Here is a 24598-nt window from a genome sequence, read left to right on the forward strand (position 1 = left end):
CTGGTCGCGGACGCCCTGCTCACGCCGGCCTGCCCCCTCTCACTCCTTCCGCAAGAGCCCGTAGCGGGCGAGCTTCCGGTACAGCGTCATCCTCGGGATCCCGAGGCTCCTCGACACCTCGCTCACGTTCCAGCGGGAGAGCTCGAGCGCGGCGCGGATCCGCTCCTCCTCGGCGCCCTGGTACTCCGCGCGCGAGCGGCCCCGCGGCGCGGGCGCCGCCGCCGGCAGCTGGATGTCGGCGGCGCCGATCTCCGGGCCCGGCGAGAGCACGCACGCGCGCGAGAGCACGTTCTCTAGCTGCCTCACGTTGCCGGGCCAGCCGTACGACGAGAGCCGCCGGAGCGCGCCCCGGGACAGCCGGAACGCCGGGCGGCCCTGGCGCGCCGCGAGCTTCTCGACGATCGCCTGCGCGATCGCCGGGATGTCTTCCGGCCGGTCGCGCAGCGGCGGCAAGCGGATCTCGATGACGCTGACCCGGTAGTAGAGGTCCTCGCGAAAGCGCCCCCGGGCGACCTCGTCCCGCAGATCCCGGTTCGTCGCGCAGACGACCCGCACGTCGGCCACCGAGACGCTCCGGTCCGACCCCACCGGGCGGATCGAGCGCTCCTGGAGCGCGCGGAGCAGCTTCGCCTGCACGCCGAGCGGCACCTCCCCGAGCTCGTCGAGGAACAGCGTCCCGCCCCGCGCCGAGAGGAACAGGCCGCCGTGATCGCGGACCGCGCCGGTGAACGCGCCCTTCACGTGGCCGAAGAGCTCCGACTCGAGCAGCGCCTCGGGCAGCGCGGCGCAGTTGACCGCGACGAACGGCCCATCCCGGCGGGGCCCGCCCGCGTGGATCGCGCGCGCGACGAGCTCCTTGCCCGTGCCGCTCTCGCCGGTCACCGTCACGGTCACGTCGCTCTCCGCGACGCGCTCGCAGAGCGCGAGCACCGCGCGCATCGGCGCGCTCCTCCCGGCGATCTCCGGGAAGTCGCGGCGCGCGTCCGCCCGGGTCCGCTCGAGCTCGTGCGAGAGCCGCTCGATCTCGTCGGCCTGCGAGCGCATGAGCTCCGCGACCCGCCGCTGCTCCTCCTCCAGGGCCCGCGTGCGGTCCCGGAGCTCGGCCATCAGCCTGCCGTTGTGCAGCGCGACCGCGATCTGGTCCGCGAACGCGCCGAGCAGATCCGCGTCGCCCTCCGCGAACTTGCCGCGCTGGAACCGGTTGTCGAGGTAGACGGCGCCGAGCACCGCGCCGTGCGCGCGGATCGGCACGCACACGATCGACCGGAGCCGCAGGCCGTGCACGGACGCGTTCCCGTGGAACCGCTCGTCGGCCAGCGCGTCGACCGTGAGCACCGCCTCCCCGCGCTCGACCACCCGCTTCGCGATTCCGTGGCTGAACTTGAGCTGGCTCTTGCCGACGCGCTCGCGATCGAGGTTCCGCGCGACAGCGACCTCGAGCCTGCCCTTCGCGTGGCCTCCCGGTTCCGGCGACGGCGACGCGAGGATCACGAACCCCCGCTCGGCGCCGGTCAGCTCGATGGCCGCGTCCATGGCGAGGCGGAGCACCTCCTCCGCGTCGAGCGTCGAGCTCAGGCGCCGGTTCACCTCGAGCAGCTTGAGCACGAGCTCCATGCGGGCCCCCGGCGGCGCGGGCCCGGCGCGGAGCGCGGCCCGCCGCGGGTGCCGCCAGAAGACCTCGGCGAGGTCGGCCGGGAGCGTGCTCCCGATGCGCTCCCAGCACTCGAGCGCGGCCGTGCGGTGCCGCTCCGCCAGCGCCGTCGCCGACCGGAGGCGGAGCACCTCGGCGGACACCTCCTCGTGCTTCGCGTGGAGCTCGAGCTGCGAGACCCTCACCACGAGGCCCGCGCCCCGCTGCACCTCCGCGAGGGCCGCGCCCGTGTCGCCGCGGGCCAGCGCGAGCTCCGCGCCCGCCGTCGCGTGGCGCAGCGCGAGGTCTGCCGCGTCGGCCTCCCGGAGCAGCGCCGCGGCCTCGGCCAGCCGCGCGCCCGCCGCGGCCCTGTCCCGCGCCGCGAGCGCGACCTCCGCGGCGTGGATCACCGCCTCGCACGCCTCGCGCTTCGACCCGCGCGCCGCGTGGCCGGCGCGGGCCTCCTCGAGCAGCCGCGCCGCCTCGCCGAGCGCGCCGCGCGCGGCGGCGATCTCCGCCGCGAGCCCGAGCGCCGCCACGGCGATCTCCTCGGGGGCCCTCGGGCCCTCGGGCGCTCGCATCCGCGCGACGGCGAGCTCGGCGCGCTCGAGCAGGCCGACGTCCGCGTGGATCTTGGCGAGGTTGAAGCGCAGCGTCGCCTCGGTCCGCTCCTTGGCGAAGGCGATCGCCGCCCGGAGCCCGCGCTCGTAGCAGCGCAGCGCCGCGCCCCAGTCGCCGAGCTGGTGCCTCGCCGTCCCCAGGTTGAGCGCGGCCGTCGCGAGCAGATCGCCGAGGCCCTCGGCCTCGGCCAGGTCGAGCGCCTCCTGGAACCCGCGCGCCGCCAGGGCCGCGTCGCCGGCGCGGTAGGCATGGAGCGCGTGGTAGCTGAGCGTGCGGGCGCGGGCGCGGGGCGAGCCCGACGCCGGCCGCAGCGCGACGGCGCGCGCCAGGCTCTGGAGCGCCCCGGCCTGGTCGCTCAGGTACCCGAGCGCGAGGCCCAGCGTCTCGGCGAGCTCCGCGGCGGCCTCGCGCGCCTCGCCGCTCGCGAGGGCGCCGTCGGCCTCGAGCGCCTCGCCGCTCGCGAGGGCGCCGTCGGCCTCGCGCGCCTCGCCGCTCGCGGGCGCGCCCTCGACCTCGCGTGATCCGAGCGCCGCGAGCGCCACCTCCGCCTCGCGCCGGGCCTCGTCGTAGCGGCCGAGGCGCAGCAGGCAGCGCGCGGAGAGGCTCGCGAGCCGCCCGCCCCAGGGCCCGGGCGAGAGGGCCCGCGCGCGCCCGAGCTGCCAGAGCGCCCGCTCGACCTTGCCGAGCTTCTCGTAGCAGCGCGCCGCCCGGTACGAGAGCTCCGCGCCGACGCCGGCGGGCGGCCCTGCGCGCCTCGCCCGCGCGAGCAGCGAGAGCGCGCGCCGCGGGTCGCCAGCCGCCTCGATCGCGGACGCCGCGGCCACGAGCGTCCGCGGCGCCGGCAGGACCTCGCAGGCGGCGTCCGCCGCGCGCACCCAGGCGCGCGGCGCCCACTCGAGCATCGGCCCGGACGCGGCGAGCGCCTGCCGCGCCGCCTCGTGGTCGCCCGCGAGCACGAGCGCCCTCGCCCGGTCCGCCGCGCGCTGGCTGCGGAGCGCCGGGCCGAGGGCCGCCTCGTCGGCGCCGGCGAGCTGGGCCGCCATCGCGGCCGCGACCTCGCGCACGACGCCGGCGTCGAGCCAGGGCAGGATCGCCCTGGCTTGCCCGGGCTGGCCGAGGCGGAACCCCTCGCCGTCGAGCCGCGCGAGCCCCGCGGCCTCGAGCGCGTCGAGCGCCGCGCGCCCCACGCCGAGCGCGGCGGCGGCCTCGGGCCCGAGCGGATCCGCGACCGCGAGCGCCGCGAGGGCGCGCGCCTCGCCGCGGTCGAGCGCCGCAACGCGCCGTCGCCAGAGCTCCGGGGTGCCCGTCGTGTGGACGAACCTGTCGAGCTCCGCCTCGCTCAGGCTGCGCTGCGCCAGCGCGGCGCAGAGCTCCTTGAGCGCGCGCGGCCGGCCGCCGCTCGCGCGCAGGAGGTCCGACGTGCGCGCCGCCGTGGCGAGGGGCGCGGTCCAGACCCGGACCGCGTCCTCGCCGAGCGGGCCCAGCGGGAGCTCGACGACCGCGCCGCCGCCGACGTCGAGCCGCTCCGCGGAGGCGATCAGCCAGAGGACGGCGTCGGTCGGCTCGGTCGATCGCACGAGCGCCTCGAGCAGCGCCCGGTCGTGCGCGCCCAGCCTGTGGGCGTCGTCGATCGCGAGCACGCGCGGCCGGCGCGGCGCGGGCGATCCGTACGGATCCCGCGGATCCCGCAGATCGCGCGGATCCCGCGGGGCGCGCCCCGCCTCGCCCTCGCGCCCGCGCGCCCCCGCGAGCTCGCCGCGGGCCCCGAGCAGCGCGTCGACGCCGGCCGGGAGCGGCGCGCCGCCGAGCGCCCGGACCAGCAGCGCGCGCAGCGGATCGTCGCCGCGGGGCGCGCCCTCGACGACCTGCGCGCGGAGCTGCGCGCGCCACTTGAGCTCGCGGAACAGCCGCGATTTGCCCGTGCCTTCCTCGCCCGTGACGATCGCCGCGCGCGGCCCGCGCTCGCCGCGGAGCAGCGCCTCGAGCGCCGCGCCGAACGCCTCGACCTCGCGCTCCCGGCCGACGATCTCGCCCGGCTCGCTCACGACGGCGGGCGCGCGCCGCGGCAGGCCGCCCGCGGAGAGGGCCTCGAGGACCTCCTCGACCCCGGAGGGGCGGCTCGCCGGATCCTCGGCGGTGAGCCGCTCGGCAAGGCGGCGAACGGCGGCGGGCGGCGCCCCGGAGAGGAGCGGGAACAGGGCCTCGAGCGTCCGCCCCACCGCGAAGAGATCGGTGCGCGCGCTCGGCGGGGCCCCCCGGAGGAGCTCCGGCGCGAAGAACCGCGCCGTCCCCGAGAGGTCCCCCGCGCCCGCGCGCATCCTCCGCGCCGCGCTGAGGTCGATGAGCACGCCCGCGCCGTCGTCCCGCACGAGGACGTTCTCGGGCTTGAAGTCGCCGTGGACGATGCCGGCGCCGTGGAGCCACCCGAGCGCGTCGAGCGCGTCGAGCAGGACGGGCAGGGCCGCGCGGAAGGCGCGCCCCCGCGCGTGCTCGGCCAGCGTCCGGCCGCGGATGAGCTCCGTCGTGGCGTACGTGAGCGGCCGGCCCGGCGCGCCGCCGGACGTCGTCCGGGCGAAGTCGTACGCGCGCGGGAGGCGCGGGTGAGCGCAGGCCGAGAGCAGCGAGAACTCCCGCCGGAACGCCTCGAGCGCGCCCGCGGAGCCGAAGCTCAGCGATTTCATCGCGACGTCGCGATCGAAGAGCCGGTCGCGCGCCTCGTAGACCGAGGCGAGCCCGCCGCGCCCGAGCGCGCGCACGACCTCGTAACGACCGTCGACCACGGCCCCTGGCGCAATGCCGTGGTGTACCATCGGTACAATATGGTACAGAATGGTACAAATTGGGGCCACGATCTCCGCGGAACACCGCGGATCGCATTGGCGCGACTCTTGAACAGAGGGGCGGCGTGATGCGCTGGCTTGCGGTCCTTCTCGTCGCTTGCGCCGCCGGGTGCGGGGTGAACCCCATCCCGGAGCCGCCCTTCGAGCGGCCGCCGGCGCTCGCCGGCGACGTCGTCGGCGCGGTGTGCGACGTGTGCGACGGCGCCCCGCTGGAGCTCACCGGCGCGCCCGGGAGCGTGACCGACGCCGACGTGGTCTGGGCGATGAACCTCGATGGGACCGCGCCCCCCGTCGTCGCGCCGGTCGCGGGCGACGGCAGCTTCGCGCTCGACATCGACGGCCTCCGGGGGAACGAGCTGCGCCTCCAGGCGCGGCGCGGCGCGCTGCGCTCCGAGCCGGTGGACCTCATCGCCGCCTCCGGGGCCCTCGAGCCGTCGCCTCGCCCGCTCGCAGGCTGCTTCGAGGTCGAGCGGGAGCTCGCCCTGCCCGAGGCGGCCGCCGGCGCGACGTCCAGCAGCGCTGTCGCGCTCGCGCACTCCTGCGGCGCGCCGCTCGCGATCGACAGGATCGCGCTGCGCGCCCCGGCGCCCGAGTACAGCCTCGAGGGAACGGCGGCCCCCGTGGTCCTCGAGGCGGGGAGCGCCGGAGAGCTCCGCGTGGTGTACCGGCCGACCGGCGCCGCCGCGCGCGAGGAAGTGGCGCTGATCGAGGTGTCTTCACCGGAGGTCTTCCGGCGGGCGGTGACGCTCTTCGTGCCCGGCGCTCCCTGAGTCGATTCCAGCTCTCCGCTCCTCCGGGAGGCTCGAGACGGGCCTCGAGGGGGAGCTGCATCTCCCAACCCCCACGAGAAAGATACGGAGACCAACATGCGAGCCTGTGCCTTGTTGCTTCTTGCGGCCTCTTCGATCGTCGGACTGCTCGGCTGTGACCCTCCCACGGGCGGCGGCGGCGGGGCGTGCCCGGATCCGAGCGATCCGGGCGTCCACTACGTCTCTCAAGATCCGGACGAGTGCGCGCTCATCGACTTCGTCTGCGCGGAGGGACAGCGGCTGATGACCGAGCCCGGGTGCGGCTGCGGCTGCATCGACGAGGAGCCGCCTCCCCCCGTGTGCCCGGACCCGGGTGATCCAGGCGTCCGTTACGTCTCTCACGATCCGAACGAGTGCGCCCTCATCGACTTCGATTGCTCACCGCCCGAAAAGCTCTTCTCCGGCGAGTGCGGCTGTGGCTGCGTCGGCCCCGCGCCGGAGGCCTGCCCTGACGCCGCGGATCCGGACGTCCGCTACGTCTCTCACGATCCGGAGTACTGCCACCTCGTCGACTTCATCTGCGCGCCGGGAGAGGAGCTCTTCTCCGACGCGTGCGGCTGCGGCTGCGTCGGCCCGGCGCTCCCCGTCGGGCGCACTCAAGGCAACTGACCGCGCCCGCGGTCTGCCACCCTGAGAAAGGTGCTCGCACGGCCGTCCCGCGGAGCCGGCGCCGCGCGTGAACCTCGGCGAAAGCGGCCGCTCAGGATTGTTTACATGCGCGCACCCATCGCATCACGCAGGAATCACGCAAGAATCACGCAGCATGGAGCGGCGGCCGGGCGACGCGGAAGTTCTTGAGTCGTTTCATCGAGGACGGTGGTAGGCTCGCCTGGGGATCAGGGGGCGAGCGCGACCGGGATGAAGACGGGGCCTGTCGATCAGGGCACATCGAAGGTGATCGGCGTCGCGTCGGTCTTCCTCGACAACTCCTTCAACGCCACGGCCTTTCGAGGCATGCACCGCGCCGCGCGCGCCCGGGGCTACGAGCTCCTCGTCATCTACGCGACGCCCCTGCGCGTCTTCGAGCGCGGCGTGGCGCTCCGCCAGGTGGCCGGCTGGATCGCGATGTACAACATCGACGGCCTGGAAGAGCTGCTCTCCGATGGGAAGCCGGGCGTCATCTTCTGCGCGCCCCCGCTCGGAGCGCGCTTCCCGGTCGTCCGCGCGGAGAACCACGATTCGATTCACGTGCTCGTCGATCACCTCATCCGTCTCGGACATCGTCGGATCGCTTACATCGGCATGACGGGATCGGACGATTTCCACGAGCGGAGCAGGTCATTCGATCAGGCGATGCGCGCCCGCGGGCTCGAGGCCGACCTCAACCTGCTCTCCGAGTTTCACGAGTGTACGATCTTGTATACCGAGCAGCGCTTCCACGAGCTGCTCGCGCGCAATGGCAAGTTCTGTACCGCGCTCGTGGCGGGCAACGACGAGATGGCGATTGGCGCCATCAACGCGATCCGGGCGCACGGCTACCGCGTGCCCGAGGACATCGCCGTGGTGGGGTTCGACGATATCCACACCGCCCAGCACTGCGATCCGCCGCTCACCACGGTACGGCAGGACCCGGCGCTCCTCGGGAGCATGGCGGTCGAGCGGCTCGTCGACTTGCTCGACGGCCTCCCCCCTCGTGAGCTCGTGACCCGCGGTCCGGCCGAGCTGGTGGTGCGTCGCTCGTGCGGAAGCGGCCGCGCCGCGTGGAACGCCGCGCCGGTCGCGCCAGCGATCGAGGCGTCGGAGGGCGACTGGCAGCAGGCGCTGTCCCGCCAGATGAGCCTCCTCCTGGATGGGTGGGAGCGCCCGCTGTCCGACAGCGCGCCCATCGGCTGGCCCGAGGCGGAGGTGATCGCGCAGGGCCTCGGCGCGGCGCTCGCCGGGGAGGAGCCGCTGGACGTGGGGACGCTCCAGCGCGCTTTCTCCGCCGGGGTCGCGCAGAACGACAAGATCGAGGTCCTGCTCGCGGCGGTGAAGCTCGTCGAGCAGACCGCCGCGCGGCGGCTCGCCGGCGCGCCGGAGCCGGAGGCCGCGCGCCGGCTGGAGACGTTCCTCGACCGCGTGCGCCTCGCGCAGCAGCGGGCCCTCGCCGCGTGGGAGCGGCGGAACGTGAAGAGCCTCGAGCGGCTGGTCCGCGCCAAGGTGCACATGAGCAGGCTCCTCGCCTCGAAGCACGCTTGGACCGAGGAGCGCTTGGAGTGGCTGGCGCAGACCTCGATTGGCGTCGGGGGCATCGCGCTCTGGGCGGACGCGTCGGACAAGGCCGAGCCGGAGCTCCTCGTCCACTCCGTGTATCCGTACGATACCGACCTGACCGCGCTCGTGGGGCAGCGATACCCGGCCCGCCACTTTCCGCCGCCCGCCCTGCGCGCGGCTGCCTTGCCGGACCAGCCGGGCGGCTATCTCCTGCTGATCCCGCTCGTGAGCGCGAAGCGCGACTGGGGGACTCTGGTGCTGGGAGGGCTGCACCTGGAGAGCTTCGTGGAGAACCTCCATCCGCTGGCCATGTGGGTGTCGCTCCTGATCGCCGCGTTCGAGCACCACGACATGGAGGCCTCGCTGCAGGCGGAGCGCGACATGCTGGCCGCCGCCTACGAGCGCGAGCGCGCGCTGGCGAGCACGGTGCGGGAGCTCGGCTGTCCCGTCATCCCGCTGTTGCCCGGGGTGCTGCTCATCTCGCTGATAGGCGCGATCGACGCCGCGAGGGCGCAGCAGATCATGGAGGCCGCGCTCTCTGGCGTCGCGCGAGAGGGAGCCCGGTGGGTGCTGCTCGACGTGACCGGCGTGCCGTTCGTCGACGAGGCGATCGCGGCGGCGCTGGCGCAGACGGCGCAGGCGACCCGGCTGCTCGGCGCGCGCGTGAGCCTCGTCGGCGTCGGGCCCAGGATGGCGCAGGGCATGGTCGGCCTCGGGATCGATCTGCACGACATATCCATCTTCCAGTCGCTGGCCGCCGCCATCAGCGAGCTGACCAGGCCAGAGAAGAAGACGAAGGCGAGGCGGGCAAAGTAGCGCCCGAGGGCGCGCCGAGATCGCTCGAATCACTCCATCAGGAGCCTGGCCGCCGCGCGCCCGGCGGCCTCGGTCAGCCGCCGCATGTAATCCCAGTTGAGCCGATCGACCCGGTCGCAGCGCTGGTGGTAACAGGGGTTGCCGTCATCGCCGAAGAAGTCCTGCGATATGGCCACGGCCGGCGCCCCGTAGCGCCAGAACGCCGCGTGATCGCTGCGGTTCGTGCAGGCGTCCACCCGGGTCAGGCCGAGCTCGCCGCGCGACGCGGCCTCCTCGACCAGCGCGGCCAGATCGGACGACGTGTTCTCGTTGCAGTGGATGACGTGATAGTGCCCGTCGTCGTTGGAGTCGTAGCCTGTCATCTCCAGATCCAGGACGCCGACCACCTGATCCATCTGCCCGCTCCGGTAGAGCTTGCTCGCGTAGGCCCGTGAGCCGAGGAGGCCGTCCTCCTCTTGATCGAAGGCGACGACGCGGAGCCCGATGCTCAGCTTCGCGTCCTTCAGCGCGTGGGCGATGGCGAGCGACGACACGATGCCTGAGCCGTCGTCGTCGGCGCCGGCGTTGCTCATGGAGTCGTAGTGCGCCGAGAGGATGAGGACGCGCGACGGATCGGCGCCGGGCCTGTCCGCCGTCAGGTTGACGCCCTGGCTCCAGCCGCTTTGATAAGCGTGCTCCTCGACGGTGAACCCGATCGCCTCGTATTGCTGGCGCATCCAGGCGCGGGCGAGCGCGCGTCCGTCCTTGGAGCCGCGCTCGCGGATGACCGCCGAGCGGCCGCCGACGGTCACGGGCGCGGCGCCGGAGAGCTCCTTGAGCCGCGCCTCGAGGAACGCGGCGTCGATGTGGATCTCGGGGAGCTCGGCGGCGCCGCCGCCGAGCCGCGCGCGCGTCCCGGCCGGAGCGCGGGTCCCCTGTCCGGCCGGAGCGCGCGATACGGCCACCTCGTGCGCCCCGATCGGCTCCGCGTGAAGGCGGTGCGAGCCGAGCCAGTCATGGGGGTCGCGGCCCGCCGGGACGGCGACGGCGGCGATCCCGCCGACGCGCGCGCGCTCGCCCGGGAGCGCGGCGCTTGGCAGCGGCCCCTCCACCAGGTAGAGCGAGGCCCCGCGCTCTTCTTTCAGCGTGACGCTCTGCCAGGCGTCATCGACGCTGGCGCGGGTCACGACGACCTGGCCAGTCTCCGTCGCGAGCCGGTTCAGGAACGTGCTGACCGTATCCTTGCCCACGTGCGAAACGTGGATCTCTCCGGCCGCCGGCGCGCCCGGATCTCCGGACGCGCACGACGTCGAGACGAGCGCAAGGGCGGCCCACAGCGCGGCGACGGCGCACGAACGATTGCGGCAGGTTGTCATGGCGTCTTCCCCTTTCGGCGACACCGTACGGATCTCAAACGAATTATCCAAGCACTATCTCGCGATGAGTCGAGCTTTGGATCGAGCCGCGTCAAATGCAATGAGGGACACATGAGCGCTCCACCGGAGCGCTGGAGTCATGGTCCAGCTCGTCAGTCCGTGAGCGATGACGAGGCCGCTCGGCCCGTTCGCGCAGCCGCGCGGCCCGCCGTCCGGCGCTCCAGTCTTCGCGCCGCGTTCCCCCATATCCCAACGTTTACGTGGACGTTTACGTTTACGCTTATGTTCACGTTTACGTTGGTTCGGGTCACTCCTCGGGCGGGGTTCCGTCTCGCAGCGAGAGCTGCCCTCGCCGGCAGATATCGATGGCGGACGCGAGGATGCGCATCGCCTCCTGCGGCGCGTGGAAGCCGGACGAGTTCTCCGCCTCGGCGAAGTCGACGAAGAACTGACATTTCCGCTGCGCCGCGCGCGGCCCCGCGAGCGCCTCTTCGGCCATCCCCGCCTCCTTCGCCCGGCGGATGTCGCTGATGAGCGCGGTCACGGCGTCCATCGCCCTGCTCCGCGCCTCGAAATGACGCGACTGGATCGTCTCCACGCGCTGCCGGAGCTCGTCCTCGGGCCACTTGTGGCACGTCTGGCACGCGCGGTTCACGTTGAGGAGCGGGCTCTGCACGTGGTGATCGCTGATCTTCGTCGCGCCGACCCGCTGGTAGGGCATGTGGCAGTCGGCGCAGGCCACGCCGGAGCGCGCGTGGACGCCCTGATTCCACATCTCGAACTCCGGGTGCTGCGCCTTCAGCACCTTTGCGCCCGACTCCGCGTGCGTCCAGTCCGAGTGGCCGCTCTCCTCGTAATAGGCGTAGATCTCGTCGACCTTGAGGCCCTTCGCCCACGGGTACACGAGGCGCTTCTCCGGGCCCTTGAAGTAATACTCCACGTGGCACTGGCCGCAGACGTACGAGCGCATCTCCTGGCGCGTGGCCATCGTGTTGACGTCGTAATCGGCCTCGCCCATCGACGCCTTGAGCGCGCGGATCCCCTCGATGAACCCCGGCCGCGTCACCCGGAGCTGCATCGACTCCGGGTCATGGCAATCGATGCACGAGACCGGGTGCGTCACCAGCTTGCGCGCCTCGGGGAAGGGCATCTGGTTCATCGCCTCCCACCCGCGCATCAGGTCGCCGCCGCCGAGCTTCTTGTACGGCACGTACACGGACGCATGGCAGTGAATGCAGGTGCCCGGCTGCTTCGCCGCGATCTGCCGCTCGGTGTACACCTGATCCTCGAGCATGTGGGCGTGCCCGCGCTCCTCCCGGAAGTCGCGCGCGAAGGCGTAGCCGGCCCACATCGTCTTCAGCCGCCCGTCCTCCTCGAGCTTCGATTGCGCGACCACGCTGCGCGGATCGGCCTCCGTCGGCGTGCGCGGCACCGCCTCGCTCCCGCCGAAGCGCGTGCGCTTCTGGTCGACCGTTCGCCGGTAGCCGTCGTACTGGAGGGGGAAGTTCTTCCCCCAGACGGCCGGGTCGTCTATCGTGTCGTCAAGCTCGACGACGCGATAGAACGGGCTCTTCGCCTCCTGCTTGTGCTCGAAGATGTTCACCAGCAGCGCGGCGATCCCGGCGGTCGCCGCCGCCGCGGCGAGCGCCGCGAGCGGCAGGTAGCGCCAGCGCGCCGGCGGCCTGCCGGTGGGCGCGCTCTTCTGCGTGGATCCTTCGTCCTTCGGCTCCGTCATCGATTCCATCCCTCGTGCGGCGGGCGCCCCTCAGTGCAGGTGGCCCACCGATTCATGGCAGCGCACGCACGAGAGCCCCGCGGCGCCGTGGTGCTCGCTGTCGATCGCATCCACGACGTCGCCGTGGCACCCGCGACAGGCCTCCTCCGTGATGCGTAGATTGCTGGGCTTGATCCGGATCGGATCCGGGAAGCGGCCCGAGGTGAAGGCGAACGAGTGCCAGAACCCGTTCGACGCCTTCGTGGCATATTTCCCCAGGAACGTGTGCGGCGCGTGACAGTCGTTGCACCCTGCCACGGCCCGGTGGCTGGAGCGCTGCCACCCGGCGAACTGCTCGTTCATGATGTGGCAGTTGGCGCACGCCGACGGATCGCTCCCCAGGTACGAGGCCCCCTTCGCATAAACGAAGGTGTACCCGCCGAGCCCGGCGGCCACGCCGAGCGCGACGCAGAGCGCGAGGAGCAAGGCCCCCGTGGAGCCGCGCCCGCCGCGCGCTCGCTCGCGCGCCGGCGGCTCCGGCGGTTCACCTCGCCGTTGCCCTTCCGTCATGGGATCTTGCTCGTGGGTCATCTATCGCCGGACCGGTTCATCGATTCTCGATGATCGACCCGCCGCTTTGCAAGGCAGATGCCGCTACGTCTCGGCCGGAGCGGTGATCGACGGCCCGGCGGCGGGGAGGAGCCCACTCGGCGCGAAGGGCGACCGCGGGACGCCGCGGCAGGCCGGCGCACGCGGCCGCAAGGCGTGCGCAGCGGCGCAGATTCCGCGCTGGCGGGCGCTCCCTGCGGCCGCTGTTCCCGCCGCGGCCCGTCTGCGCTAGGGAGCTGGCCAGGAGACGTCACGTGACCGCCCCGCGCGACACGCAGCCAGCCGCCGCCACGCTTGCGAGAGCAGGCCTGCCTCCGGCGAACCATCGTATCCGGCTGCCGGAGCTCGAGCTCGGCGTCGGCCGAGGGCGTGCCTTCCCGGCGTTATCGCGTCTACGAGCGCCCGCTCGGAACGAACAGGTGATATGACGACAGCTGCCCCGCACCAGAAGACGCCGTTCACGCCGTACCAGCGGCGGCTGTTCTGGTTCCTGAGCGTGGCCTCGTTCTTCGAGGGCTACGACTTCCTGGCGCTCACGCAGATATTGCCCAACTTCGGCGCGCAGATGGGCCTCTTGCCCCGCCACGAGGGGCTGCTCGTCGGGATCATCAACTCGGGCACGATGATCGCGTATCTGCTCGTGCGCAAGGCCGACCAGTGGGGGCGGCGGCGGGTGCTCTCGGTCACCATCGCGGGGTACACGATCTTCTCCGTGCTGACGGCGTTTGCCCCGAACGTCTATGTCTTTGCCGTCCTGCAGCTCCTCGCGCGCATCTTCCTCCTCGGGGAGTGGGCGGTCAGCACGGTGTATGCGGCCGAGGAGTACCCGAGCGATCGGCGCGGGATGGTGATCGGCGTCATCCAGGCCTTCTCGAGCCTGGGATCCATCGTGTGCGCGGGCGTCGTGCCGCTGCTCCTCGCGACGCCGTACGGGTGGCGCAGCGTGTACCTCGTCGGCGGCATCCCGCTCGTGCTCATCGCGGTCGCGCGGCGCGGCCTGCGCGAGACGGCCCGGTTCGAGCAGGCGGCGGCCGAGCGGGCGGGGGAGGGGACGCCGCCGTTCACGCGCATCCTGCGCTCGCCGTACCGCGGGCGGATGCTGCAGCTCGCCTTGATCTGGGGGCTCACGTACGTGTGCACCCAGAACGCGGTGACGTTCTGGAAGACGTTCGCGCTCCGGGAGCGCGGGCTCAGCGACGGCGAGGTGGGCGGCAGCATCACGTTCGCCGCGCTCGCCTCGATGCCGCTCATCTTCGTCTCGGGCAAGCTGCTCGACGTGGTGGGCCGCCGCAAGGGCGCGGTGATCATCTATGTGCTGGCGGCGGCCGGCGTGCTCGGCGCTTATTCGCTGGGCTCGCGCGGCGCTCTCACGGCCGCGCTGGTCTTCGCCATCTTCGGCGCGAGCGGGGTGCTCCCCGTGCTGAACGCCTACATGACCGAGCTCTTCCCCACGCACCTCCGGAGCGACGCGATCGCCTGGTCGAACAACCTGCTCGGCCGCATCGGCTACATGCTCTCTCCGATCGCCGTCGGCTTCGCCGCGGAGGAGATCGGCTGGGGACCGGCGGTGTCCGCGACGGCGCTCTTCCCGCTCGTCGCGCTCGCGCTCATCCTGTGGCTCCTGCCGGAGACGCGCGGCAAGGAGCTCGAGGAGACGGCGCGGATATAGCCTGGTTTCGTGTGTCGGAGATCCGGCCAAGGGTCGCCGGCACGCCACGAGACGCCAAGAAGAACACAAAAATATTGGCGTCTCGTGGCGCCTTGGCGGTTCCAGCATTCTGGCAGAGCGGGGTAGGTACCACACCACCGGGCGCTGAGGGCAAACGAGCTGCCTGAGACGTGGTTGGTGTCGGAGGCTCACAGGCTGCGGGCCGGCCCGGCTGGTGATCGTGTCATGACCGAGCCCGCCCGCGGGGCTCGAGCGGTCGCCGCGGCGCCCGAGCGGTTCCGCACCAAGCAGCAGTTTTGGAGTTCCTGCGGTCTGGAGCTCGTCATCCGTTAATTTGGTGGGAGCGCTGGGCTGGTCTAGATCCGCCCCGTCCGAACGATCCCGAACGGCCTGTACGGAAGAGCCTCACCAACGCGTCGTCGCACGTCTGCGTGCGAGCGGCCGAGGTGCGTCCGGAATGCAGACCGCCAAGCCATTCAGGTCGCCCGCGTCGCTCCTATCGACGTCGCGCGCGAGAAGTCAGCGAACATGCAACCTTTCACGCTGCCCGACTTCTACATGCCGCATCCGGCGCGCCTCAATCCGCACCTCGAAGGTGCGCGCGCGCATACCAAGGCCTGGTCTTACGAGATGGGTATCCTGGAGGAGAACCCGAAGGAAAAACCCATCTGGACCGAGAGCGACCTCGACGCGCACGACTACGCGCTGCTCTGCGCGTACACCCACCCCGACGCGCCCGCGCCCGAGCTCAATCTGATCACGGATTGGTATGTCTGGGTGTTCTTCTTCGACGACCATTTCCTCGAGATTTACAAGCGCACCAAGGACATGCGCGGCGCCAAGGCGTACCTCGACCGCCTGCCGCTCTTCATGCCCGTCGTGCCCACGGGGACGCCGCCGGAGCCGACGAACGTGGTCGAGCGCGCGCTCGCGGACCTCTGGGCGCGGACCGTCCCGCTCACCTCGGTGCACTGGCGCGAGCGCTTCCTCGAGGCGACGAAGAACCTGATGCTCGAATGCATGTGGGAGCTCGCCAATATCCAGGAGAACCGCGTCGCGAACCCGGTCGAATACATCGAGATGCGCCGCAAGGTCGGCGGCGCGCCCTGGTCCGCGGGCCTCGTCGAGATCGCCGTGGGCGCCGAGGTCCCGGCCGCCGTCGCCGCGACGCGCCCCCTCGAGGTCCTGCGCGACACGTTCTCGGACGGCGTCCACCTGCGCAATGACCTGTTCTCGTACCAGCGGGAGGTCGAGGTCGAAGGGGAGAACGCCAACTGCGTGCTCGTCCTCGAGCGTTTCCTCGGCGTCCCCACGCAAAAGGCGGCCGATCTCACGAACGAGATCCTGACGTCGCGGCTCCAGCAATTCGAGAACACGGCGCTCGTCGAGGTGCCGGCGCTCTGCGTCGAGTACGGGCTGACGCCGGCGCAGGCCCTCGACGTCGCCAGGTACGTGAAGGGGCTGCAGGATTGGCAGTCTGGCGGCCACGAATGGCACATGCGGTCGAGCCGCTACATGAACGAAAACGCCGACAAATCCGCGGACGTCCCCGATTTCCCCGGGACGCCGACGGGGCTCGGCACCTCGGCGTTCCGGATCAGGCTCACGCCCGCCGCCCTCGGTTTGCAGCGGATCAAGACCCTCACCCACCCCCCGTTCCAGCCTGTGGGCAGGATGCCGCTCCCGAAGATCTCCATGCCGTTCAAGCTCCGCTTGAGCCCGCATCTGTCCGCGGCGCGCCGGAGCACCCTCGAGTGGGCCCGGAGGTTCGCGATGCTCGACGTGGTGCCGGGCGTCTTCGGGTCCGGGATCTGGGACGAGCGCAGGTTCATCGGCTTCGATTTCCCCATCTGCGCCGCGGGCATTCACCCGGACGCGTCCCCGCACGAGCTCGACCTGAGCTCGGCCTGGCTGACGTGGGGGACGTACGGAGACGATTATTTCCCGCGCGTGTTCGGCGCGACGCGGGACATGGCGGGCGCGAAGCGGTTCAACGCCCGGCTCTCGATGTTCATGCCCCTCGACTGCGCGGGCGCCCCGGTGCCCGAGAACCCGGTGGAGAGCGGCCTCTTGGATCTCTGGATCCGCACGGCCTCCCCCATGTCGATGAGCTCGCGGCAATCGCTCCGCCGCAGCGTCGAGACCATGACCGGGAGCTGGCTCTGGGAGCTCCTGAACCAGACCCAGAACCGGATCCCGGATCCGGTCGATTACGTCGAGATGCGCCGCAAGACGTTCGGCGCCGATCTCACGATGAGCCTGTCCAAGCTCACGCTGGGCGATGTGGTCCCGGCCCCCATCTTCCGCACGCGGACGATGCGAGGGCTCGACAACACAACGGCCGACGTGGGCGGGTGGATCAACGATCTCTATTCGTACCGCAAGGAGATCGAGTTCGAGGGCGAGCTCAGCAATTTCGTGCTGGTCGCCGAGCGGTTCCTCGAATGCGACGCGCAGCGGGCCAAGGAGGTCGTCAATGACCTGATCACGGCGCGCGTGCTGGAGTTCGAGCACATCGTCGCGACCGAGCTGCCCCGCATCCTCGACGAATTCGAGCTCGACAAGGCGGCCCGCGAGGCCGTGCTCGGGTACGTCGAGAAGCAGCGATTGTACATGGCTGGCGTCCTCCACTGGCACGTCGTGACGAGCCGGTACGTGGACGCGGAGCTCGAGCGCCAGCCGATCGAACGGGCGATCGACGGCGCGCGTGGGTTTGGCGCCTCTGCGGCGCGTATCAGCAGCTTCTTCGGCGCCGGAAGAGCCGGCGCCGGGGCTCCTGCTGCGAAGGCGGATCTTTCAATGGGTACGGCGCGGTCCGTGCCGGTGAAGCAGGGGCGGTCCTAGCCGTCCGGGAGAGAGGGACTCATGTCTATCACAGGGAATCTGGGTTCGATCGATCAGCACCAGACCAGCCTCGCGACGGCGGCCGCGCGGCAGCTCGCGACGACGACCAAGTCGGCGCCGCAGATGCAGGGCATCTCGTCGCGGTGGCTGGTCAAGCTCCTGCCGTGGGTGCACGTCAACGGCGTGTACCGCGTGAACCGCCGCCTGAGCTATGCGGTGGGCGACGGGCGGGTGACGTTCACGAACACCGGCGCGAAGATCCATGTCATCCCGCAGGAGCTCTGCGAGCTGCCGCTCCTCCGCGGTTACGAGGACGTCGAGGTCCTCACCGCGCTGGCGAACCGCTTCGTGCAGCGTGAATACAAGCCCGGCGACGTCATCACCGAGCGCGGCAAGGAGGCCGATCACATCTGCCTCATCGCGCACGGCAAGGTCAACAAGATCGGCGCGGGCAAGTACGGCGATGAGACGGTGCTCGCGGTCCTCGCGGACGGCGACCATTACAGCTACCAGGCGCTCCTGGAGACGCAGGATTACTGGACGTTCACGGCCAAGGCCGTCACGGCGGTCACGGTGCTGACGCTCCAGCAGAACGTCTTCGATGAGCTCGTCGCCCAGCACCCGTCGCTGAAGAAGCACCTCGAGAGCTTCAAGGCGCTCGCCGCGAAGAAGCAGGACAACACGGGCGAGGCGGCGATCGAGATCGCGGCGGGCCACTCCGGCGAGCCCGTCCTCCCCGGCACGTTCGTCGATTACGAGACCTCGCCCCGCGAGTACGAGCTCAGCGTGGCGCAGACCGTGCTCCACATCCACACGCGCGTCGCGGATCTGTTCAACGAGCCGATGAACCAGACGGAGCAGCAGCTGCGCCTGACCATCGAGGCCCTGAAGGAGACCCAGGAGCACGAGCTCATCAACAACCGCGAGTTCGGCCTCCTGCACAACGCCGACCTGAAGCAGCGCATCCACACCCACAGCGGCCCGCCGACGCCGGACGACATGGACGAGCTCCTCGCCACGGTCTGGAGGGAGCCGTCGTTCTTCCTCGCGCCCCCGCGGGCCATCGCGGCGTTCGGGCAGGAGTGCAGCCGCGTCGGCGTCTATCCGCAGAGCATCGAGGTGAACGGCCACCGCGTCCCGGCGTGGCGCGGCGTGCCGATCTTCCCCTGCAACAAGATCCCGGTCTCGGAGACGCGGACGACCTCGATCCTGCTCGTGCGCGCGGGCGAGAAGAACCAGGGCGTCATCGGCCTGCACCACGCCGGCATTCCGGACGAGGTCGAGCCGAGCCTCAACGTGCGCTTCATGGGGATCAACGACAAGGCCATCATGTCGTACCTCGTCAGCCTCTATTACTCGACGGCCGTGCTGGTCCCCGACGCGCTCGGCGTCCTGGAGAGCGTCGAGATCGGACGCGCCCACGAATGAGCCGCGAGCGGTAGGCGCTCCGCGTGTGCCCCGTGCAAACGCGGGGGATACGCGGAGCGCTCTGCTCTCCGAAGCCCGCAGAAGGAAAGGTACATCATGGCAAACGCCGAAAACCCTGGGATCGGGAACGATGGTGAGCGTTCGAGCCTCGGGACGCTGGGGGCGCGAAAGCTCGCGACGACGACCAAGTCGCATCCGCAGATGCAGGGGATCACGTCCCGGTGGCTCCTGCGGGTCTTGCCCTGGATCGAGGTCACGGGCGGCACGTATCGCGTGAACCGCCGCCTGAGTTATGCCGTCGGCGACGGGCGGTTGAGCTTCGGCAACGTCGGGGCGAAGGTGCAGGTGATCCCGCAGGAGCTCCGCGAATTGCCCCTCTTGCAAGGCTTCTCGGACGACGCCGTGCTCGACACCCTGGCGAGCCGGTTCATCCAGCGGGAGTACAAGCCCGGCGCGCTGATCGCCGAGCGAGGAAAGCCAGCGGAGACGATCTTCCTGCTCGCGCACGGAAAGGCCCAGAAGCTCGGCGCAGGCAAGTACGGCGCCGACACGATCCTCGACGTCCTCGCGGATGGGGACCATTTCGGGGATCAGTCCGTCATCGAATCGAACGACGCATGGACCTATTCGGTCAGGGCCGTCACGCCGTGCATCGTGCTCGAGCTCCCGCAGCGCGCCTTCGAGGAGCTGATCTCGCGATCCCCGGCGCTGCACGCGCACGTCGAGTCGCTCAAGGAGCGGCTGAAGAAGCCGCAGGACAAGCTCGGACAGGCGGCGATCGCCCTCACCGCCGGTCACAAGGGCGAGCACACGCTCCCGAGGACGTTCGTCGATTACGAGACCGCGCCGCGTGAATACGAGCTCAGCGTCGCGCAGACGGTCCTCCGGCTCCACACGCGCGTCTCGGATCTCTTCAACGATCCGATGGATCAGCTCCAGGAGCAGCTCCGCCTGACCATTCAGGCCCTGCGTGAGCGGCAGGAGTACGAGCTCATCAACAACCGTGACTTCGGCCTCCTGCACAACGCCGACCTGAAGCAGCGCCTCCATCCCCGGAGCGGCCCCCCGACGCCCGACGACATGGACGAGATCCTCTGCCGGCGACGCAAGTCGCAGTTCTTCCTGGCGCACCCGCGCACGATCGCCGCCTTCCACCGGGAGTGCAGTCGCCGCGGCATCTACCCGACCAGCGTCGAGCTCTCCGGCACGCAGGTCGCGGCGTGGCGCGGCGTCCCGATCCTGCCTTGCGACAAGATCCCGATCAACGAGGACAAGACGAGCTCCATCCTCGTCATGCGCACGGGGCAGGAGCATCAGGGCGTCATCGGCCTCCACCGCACGGGCCTCCCCGAGGAGATCGAGCCCGGCGTCTCGGCCCGCAGGATGGAGACCGACGGAAAGGCCATTACCTCGTACCTCGTGAGCACCTATTACTCCGCCGCAGTGCTGGTGCCCGACGCGCTCGGCGTCCTTGAGAACGTCCAGATCGGGCGGTAGTCTCCACGGCGCCGATGACTCTGCATCTCGACCTGCTCCTCCACAACCTCGTCGCGCTGTGCATCGCGATCGTGGTTCTCCTGCTCCTCTCGGAGCTCGTGGTCAGGCTGATCCATCGGGGCTACGCCTTCGTCTTGCGCTCGCCGACGCTGGAGCACGTCACGGCCGACGAGCGCAAGTCGTTCCGGCGTCGCGTCCGTCGCCGCGCGCTCGTCTGGGTCGCGCTCGTCGGCGCCCTGCTCATGGGCGGCGCGGCGTTCGCCGTGGTTCGCGGGATTCGCGCCCTCGACGTGGTGAAGAGCGCGCTCGTCGGGCTCGCAGGGGACGATCCCGCGATCGCCAGGATGCGGTTGCTCACCGCGCTCGGGATCGCCGTCGGCGCGCTCTTCGTCGACGCCCTCGCCCGGGGGCTCGCCGACGCGCTGGGAAGGGCGGTCGCGCGCTCGGACTGGCTGGAGAAGCGGCGCGAGCCGGTCTCAGAGGTCACGATACGCCTGCGCAAGGCGCTCCGCGTGGTCGTGCTCGGCGCCGCCGCGGTCCTCCTCACCGAGAAGCTCGCGCTCGCGCCGGGGACCCAGCGCGCCGTATTGCTCGCCAGCTACACGCTGGGCGCGTTTTACGTGAGCCGCCTCGCGACGGGGATCGGATACCTCCTCCTCGATGTCCTCTTCGACAACTCCACGAGGCTCGCCCGTCTCGAGAGCCCGCTCAGGTACCTCGGGAACCTGTCGCACCTGCTCGGGATCACGAAGCGCGTCGTCGATTATTGCGTGTACATCACGGCGGCGACGTGGGTCGCCGACGCGCTCACGCCCGACACGTGGCTCTCGCAGGCGGGGCGGGTCGGGCTCCGGATCATCGCGATCATCTATGCGAGCCGGGTCCTCGTCGAGATCTGCGTGCTCCTCATCAACGACCTCTTCCTCGGGAAGGTGGCGGAGGAGAACCCCCAGACGCTCCAGCAACGAAAGACCCTGGTCCCCGTGGCCATGGGCTTCGTGCGGTACGCCATCTACTTCTCGGCTCTGGTGCTGGGTCTGCGCGAGGCTTCCATCGATCCCACGCCGCTGCTCGCCGGCGCCGGCGTCATCGGCGTGGCCATCGGCTTCGGCGCGCAGACGTTCGTGGGGGACATCGTGGCCGGCTTCTTCATCCTCTTCGAGAACCTGCTCCTCGTCGGGGATCTCGTGGAGATCGGCGGCATCCAGGGGCGCGTGGAGGAGATCGGCGTTCGTATCACGAAGATCCGCGACGAGATCGGCGTGCTCCATTCGATCCCGAATGGCGAGGTGCGCAAGGTCGCGAACCATTCGCGATCCTACGTGAACGCGGTGGTCGACGTGCACGTGCCTTACGAGGAGGACGTGCAGCGGGTGCGTGAGCTCCTCGCGAGGGTCGCCGAAAAGGAGGTCGAGCTGCAGACGGGCGCCCCGGGGCAGGTGGACGTCGGCGTGGAGGAGCTCAACGAGGGATCGATCGTCCTGCGTATCAGCGCGCGCGTGCCACCCGGCAAGAACAAGGAAGTGAACGATGCGCTGCGCGGCCGCGTCGTCGAGGAGCTTTGCAAAGCGCAGGTTGGCGCGCCGCGCCCGCGTCGGGCCGTCCTCATCGACAGCCAGCTCTCCGTCAAGAACCCGCCCAGGCGAGAGATCGAGGAATCCGCGCCCGTCATGCCTTTCTCGCCCACGAACGACGACTGACGAGCGGCTCGCCTCGCGGCCGTGCTCAGGCCCCGACAGCGCGAGGTGCGCCGTGTCCTCGATCTCGTCTCTCCGTGCCAGGAGCACGAAACCGGCGGGAAGCGGGGCCAATCAACGGAGGTCCACGGCGTCCCTTGCTCCATCGAGGTGTTCGAATGGTCCTTGCCAGATCCCTTGTCCGCCCGGGAACGTGGCTCGCAGCCGTCTTCCTGGCGTCGTGCGTTGCTGCCTGCTCGGGCGCCGAGCCCACCGCTCCAGGGCAATCGCCGCCCGACGACACGGAGCTCTCGCCCGAGCCTCCGCCGGAGCCCGAGCCGCCGCCAGGCGCGCCGATCGACGTCCAGCGCTACGAGGTGACGGGAGAGTTCGACTGGAGCCGTGGGCGGCTGGTCGCGACGGTCGCGCTGACGCTCCTGCCAGGCGACGACGGCCTGCGCTCGCTGCGCCTCGACAGCGCGGTCGCCGAGGTCAAGGCGGTCCGGCTGGCCGGGGGCACGGACCTGCCTTATACGGTCGACGCCGAGCTCCGGGCGCTCCTCATCGATGTCTCGCGCGTGCCTGACATCGCGGCGGATCAGGCGATCACGCTGGAGATCGACTACGAGGCCGCCGAGAGCGACGCGCTCCACGCGATCCCCGCCCGCCGGGGAGATCCCGCCGCGTCGCGCGCTGTCTACACGCTCTCGGAGCCGCTCAACGCCGCGCTCTGGATGCCGTGCCACAACACGCCCGAGGACCGCGCCGTCTTCTCCATCGACCTCGGGATGGGCGCACAGGAGACGATGATCGCGAACGGCACGCTCGTCTCCGACGAGCAGGGCGCGTCCGGCCGTCGCATGAAGTACGCGACGGACTACACGGTGCCCATCTACCTCATGGCGTTCGCGATCGGCGACTTCGAGGTCGAGGGCACGATGAAGGGGAGCCTCCCCGTCTCCGTCTGGCACAGGCGCGGCGTCCCGGGCGATTACGGCCGTCTGCTCGACGAGGTGGTCCGCTCGATCGGCCTCTTCGAGGAGCTGCTCGTGCCGTATCCCTTCGAGAAGTACGCGCTGGTGCTCGTACCGGAGTACGGCGGCGGCCTCGAGAACCTCGGCATCACCTTCCAGGGGGAGTCCCGGAGCACCGCTCCGACCAGCTCCGACGATCTGAGGCTCACGATCCACGAGCTCGGCCACCAGTGGTTCGGAGATCTCGTGACCGTCAAGACCTGGGACGATCTGTGGATCAAGGAGGGCATGGCGAGGTTGCTCGCAGAGGAGGGCGCGCGCCTCTACCTGGATGAGAGCGGCGAGGGGACGCTGAACGGCGACTCCTTCGCGGCCGTCGTGGACTCCCTCATCGTGGATCCGGACCGCGATCCCGACGACAAGTACACGAGCGGACCTTACGATCGCGCCGCGTGGCTGCTCACCCAGATCCGGAGCCTCATCGGGGAGGAGTCTTTCTGGGGCACGCTGCGCGACGTCCTCAACGACCACCGCTTCGGCGCCATCGGTACGGACGAGTTCCTCGGCGCCTTCGCGCGGCACCTCGGCCCCGACGCGACCGCCCGCGCGCGGCGGGCGCTCCGGGCCAGCGCGCTCCCGCACCTCGATCTCGGGCGGTCGCCCTCCGGCGGCGTGCTCGTGACGCTGCGCGATCCGGACGGCGCGCTCGTCGCGCCGCTCGAGCTGCTCTGGATCGCGGACGACGGAACGACGCGCTCGCAGGTGCTCGAGGTCGATCAGGGCGCGGACGTCGCCCCGCAGAAGGAGGGCGAGCTGCTGATCTTCGATCCGCTCGACCGCCACATCCCCTGGTTCTACCTTGTCGACTCCAGCCTGGACCCGGAGGACGACGCGGCGCGCTTCTCCTCGTTTCGCCTTCCCACGAGCCCCTCGCAGGTCGCGAACCTCCTCGAGGCCGGCGGCGTCCACCAGACGGCTGCCCTCCATGTCGGCTTGCCGGAGCCCCTGGCCCCGGGCGCGTTCGCGGCCTTCCTCGACGGTCTCGACGCCGAGGACGCCAAGGGCATGGCGGTCGCGGCGGCGTGCGCCAGGGCCGCGGATCCGGCGCTGGATCCAGCGCTGCGCGCGGCGTGGTCGAGCGCGCTCGCGCCGCTGCTCGCGGGGCCGCCCTTCGCGCGCTGGGCCGAGTTCACGCCGGGGCTGGAGTACGGGGCGTGCGGCGAGGTCGTCGACGCGCTGGCGCTCTACGCGGACGAGTGGTCGGCGCTCGCGGCGGGGCCGCCGGCCGGCGACCTCTCCGACGCGCACCTGATGTTCCTGTACGACTTCGAGCTGCCGCTCGAGACGGCGGTATCGGCGTGGGGGAACGTCGCCAGGCAGTCCAGCTCGCTGCGCGCGCGCTCGCTCGCCATGAGGAGGATCCGCCTCGACATCGATCGCGCCCGGCCGGAGCACGTCCCCGCTCTCCGCGCCTTCTTCGCCGAGATCGCCGTGTCCACGGAGGTGTTCGAGCTCCTCTACCAGGCGCTCGACGGGCTGAGTCGCACGAAGGCGCCCACCGCGTCGGAGAACGCGGAGGCCCTGGCCGCCCTGCGCCAGCTGCTGCGCACGGCGTCGACGACGCCGCTCGACGGTCTTGCGGTGTGCGTCGCCCGCGAGCTGACCCAGGGCGACGCCGCGGCGTGGAGCGAGTTCGTCGGGGGCCTCGACGGCGTGGAGCTCTCCGCCGAGGCCGCCTCGATGCTCGCGGACCCGTCCAGCTGCTGAGGACGAGGTCTGCGCTCGAAGCCGCGGCTCGTCCTCGTACTTCCTCGTACTTCCGCTGCGGAAGCCGCGACTCGTCCTCGTGCTTCCGCTGCGGAAGCCGCGACTCGTCCTCGTACTTCCATTACGCTGGTCAGAGCCACGGAGGGGTGACGGTAG

At 71.2% G+C, this 24598-nt stretch carries 13 protein-coding genes; 9 read left to right on the top strand and 4 right to left on the bottom strand.

Annotation, left to right across the window (positions count from 1 at the left end; genetic code table 11):
• Window positions 1-39 precede the first annotated feature (39 nt).
• Window positions 40-5061, bottom strand: coding sequence for a sigma 54-interacting transcriptional regulator (locus WMF34_RS07570; RefSeq protein WP_437992865.1), 5022 nt, complete (start codon window positions 5059-5061; stop codon window positions 40-42).
• Between the two features lie 98 nt (window positions 5062-5159).
• Here WMF34_RS07570 and WMF34_RS07575 point away from each other — a divergent pair, with 98 nt between their 5' ends.
• The 3 genes from WMF34_RS07575 to WMF34_RS07585 all read left to right on the top strand — a co-directional run bounded on the left by WMF34_RS07575 (window position 5160) and on the right by WMF34_RS07585 (window position 8909).
• A complete protein-coding gene (locus WMF34_RS07575) occupies window positions 5160-5861 on the top strand; it encodes a hypothetical protein (RefSeq protein WP_437992866.1) in 702 nt (233 codons plus the stop codon).
• A 111-nt stretch (window positions 5862-5972) separates the two neighbouring features.
• Complete coding sequence (locus WMF34_RS07580; protein ID WP_437992867.1) at window positions 5973-6509, top strand: hypothetical protein; 537 nt, start codon at window positions 5973-5975, stop codon at window positions 6507-6509.
• Between the two features lie 249 nt (window positions 6510-6758).
• On the top strand, window positions 6759-8909 hold the full coding sequence (locus tag WMF34_RS07585; protein ID WP_437992868.1) for a substrate-binding domain-containing protein: 2151 nt from the start codon (window positions 6759-6761) through the stop codon (window positions 8907-8909).
• Window positions 8910-8938: 29 nt separating this feature from the next.
• Here the strand turns inward: WMF34_RS07585 and WMF34_RS07590 are convergent, their stop codons facing one another.
• From WMF34_RS07590 to nrfH, 3 genes are all read right to left on the bottom strand, one after another.
• Complete coding sequence (locus tag WMF34_RS07590) at window positions 8939-10264, bottom strand: M28 family metallopeptidase (protein ID WP_437992869.1); 1326 nt, start codon at window positions 10262-10264, stop codon at window positions 8939-8941.
• Between the two features lie 307 nt (window positions 10265-10571).
• Entirely contained in the window at window positions 10572-11999 is a 1428-nt protein-coding gene (locus WMF34_RS07595; RefSeq protein ID WP_012234072.1) for an ammonia-forming cytochrome c nitrite reductase subunit c552, read from the bottom strand.
• A 30-nt stretch (window positions 12000-12029) separates the two neighbouring features.
• Complete coding sequence (gene nrfH, locus WMF34_RS07600; protein WP_437992870.1) at window positions 12030-12548, bottom strand: cytochrome c nitrite reductase small subunit; 519 nt, start codon at window positions 12546-12548, stop codon at window positions 12030-12032.
• A 463-nt stretch (window positions 12549-13011) separates the two neighbouring features.
• On the opposite strand from nrfH, the gene WMF34_RS07605 reads away from it, so the two are divergent.
• The 6 genes from WMF34_RS07605 to WMF34_RS07630 all read left to right on the top strand — a co-directional run bounded on the left by WMF34_RS07605 (window position 13012) and on the right by WMF34_RS07630 (window position 24442).
• Window positions 13012-14256, top strand: coding sequence for an MFS transporter (locus WMF34_RS07605; RefSeq protein ID WP_012234074.1), 1245 nt, complete (start codon window positions 13012-13014; stop codon window positions 14254-14256).
• A 528-nt stretch (window positions 14257-14784) separates the two neighbouring features.
• A complete protein-coding gene (locus WMF34_RS07610) occupies window positions 14785-17100 on the top strand; it encodes a family 2 encapsulin nanocompartment cargo protein terpene cyclase (protein ID WP_012234075.1) in 2316 nt (771 codons plus the stop codon).
• A gap of 21 nt (window positions 17101-17121) precedes the next feature.
• Window positions 17122-18528: a family 2B encapsulin nanocompartment shell protein gene (locus WMF34_RS07615; protein WP_012234076.1), complete on the top strand. Its 1407-nt coding sequence runs from the start codon at window positions 17122-17124 to the stop codon at window positions 18526-18528.
• A 96-nt stretch (window positions 18529-18624) separates the two neighbouring features.
• Entirely contained in the window at window positions 18625-20025 is a 1401-nt protein-coding gene (locus WMF34_RS07620) for a family 2B encapsulin nanocompartment shell protein (RefSeq protein WP_437992871.1), read from the top strand.
• 14 nt (window positions 20026-20039) lie between these two features.
• Window positions 20040-21725: a mechanosensitive ion channel family protein gene (locus WMF34_RS07625; RefSeq protein ID WP_012234078.1), complete on the top strand. Its 1686-nt coding sequence runs from the start codon at window positions 20040-20042 to the stop codon at window positions 21723-21725.
• A gap of 155 nt (window positions 21726-21880) precedes the next feature.
• Window positions 21881-24442, top strand: coding sequence for a M1 family metallopeptidase (locus WMF34_RS07630; RefSeq protein ID WP_437992872.1), 2562 nt, complete (start codon window positions 21881-21883; stop codon window positions 24440-24442).
• The last annotated feature ends 156 nt before the right edge of the window (window positions 24443-24598 follow it).

This window comes from Sorangium sp. So ce145 (assembly GCF_051525985.1).
GTDB classification, from domain to species: Bacteria; Myxococcota_A; Polyangia; order Polyangiales; family Polyangiaceae; genus Sorangium; species Sorangium cellulosum_B.

Excerpts from the sequence above, each read along its gene's own strand:
- WMF34_RS07570 (WP_437992865.1), bottom strand. The coding sequence starts at position 5,061 with ATGGTACACCACGGCATTGCGCCAGGGGCCGTGGTCGACGGTCGTTAC.
- WMF34_RS07575 (WP_437992866.1), top strand. The coding sequence starts at position 5,160 with ATGCGCTGGCTTGCGGTCCTTCTCGTCGCTTGCGCCGCCGGGTGCGGG.
- WMF34_RS07585 (WP_437992868.1), top strand. The coding sequence starts at position 6,759 with ATGAAGACGGGGCCTGTCGATCAGGGCACATCGAAGGTGATCGGCGTC.
- WMF34_RS07590 (WP_437992869.1), bottom strand. The coding sequence starts at position 10,264 with ATGACAACCTGCCGCAATCGTTCGTGCGCCGTCGCCGCGCTGTGGGCC.
- WMF34_RS07595 (WP_012234072.1), bottom strand. The coding sequence starts at position 11,999 with ATGACGGAGCCGAAGGACGAAGGATCCACGCAGAAGAGCGCGCCCACC.
- nrfH (WP_437992870.1), bottom strand. The coding sequence starts at position 12,548 with ATGACGGAAGGGCAACGGCGAGGTGAACCGCCGGAGCCGCCGGCGCGC.
- WMF34_RS07605 (WP_012234074.1), top strand. The coding sequence starts at position 13,012 with ATGACGACAGCTGCCCCGCACCAGAAGACGCCGTTCACGCCGTACCAG.
- WMF34_RS07610 (WP_012234075.1), top strand. The coding sequence starts at position 14,785 with ATGCAACCTTTCACGCTGCCCGACTTCTACATGCCGCATCCGGCGCGC.
- WMF34_RS07615 (WP_012234076.1), top strand. The coding sequence starts at position 17,122 with ATGTCTATCACAGGGAATCTGGGTTCGATCGATCAGCACCAGACCAGC.
- WMF34_RS07620 (WP_437992871.1), top strand. The coding sequence starts at position 18,625 with ATGGCAAACGCCGAAAACCCTGGGATCGGGAACGATGGTGAGCGTTCG.
- WMF34_RS07625 (WP_012234078.1), top strand. The coding sequence starts at position 20,040 with ATGACTCTGCATCTCGACCTGCTCCTCCACAACCTCGTCGCGCTGTGC.
- WMF34_RS07630 (WP_437992872.1), top strand. The coding sequence starts at position 21,881 with ATGGTCCTTGCCAGATCCCTTGTCCGCCCGGGAACGTGGCTCGCAGCC.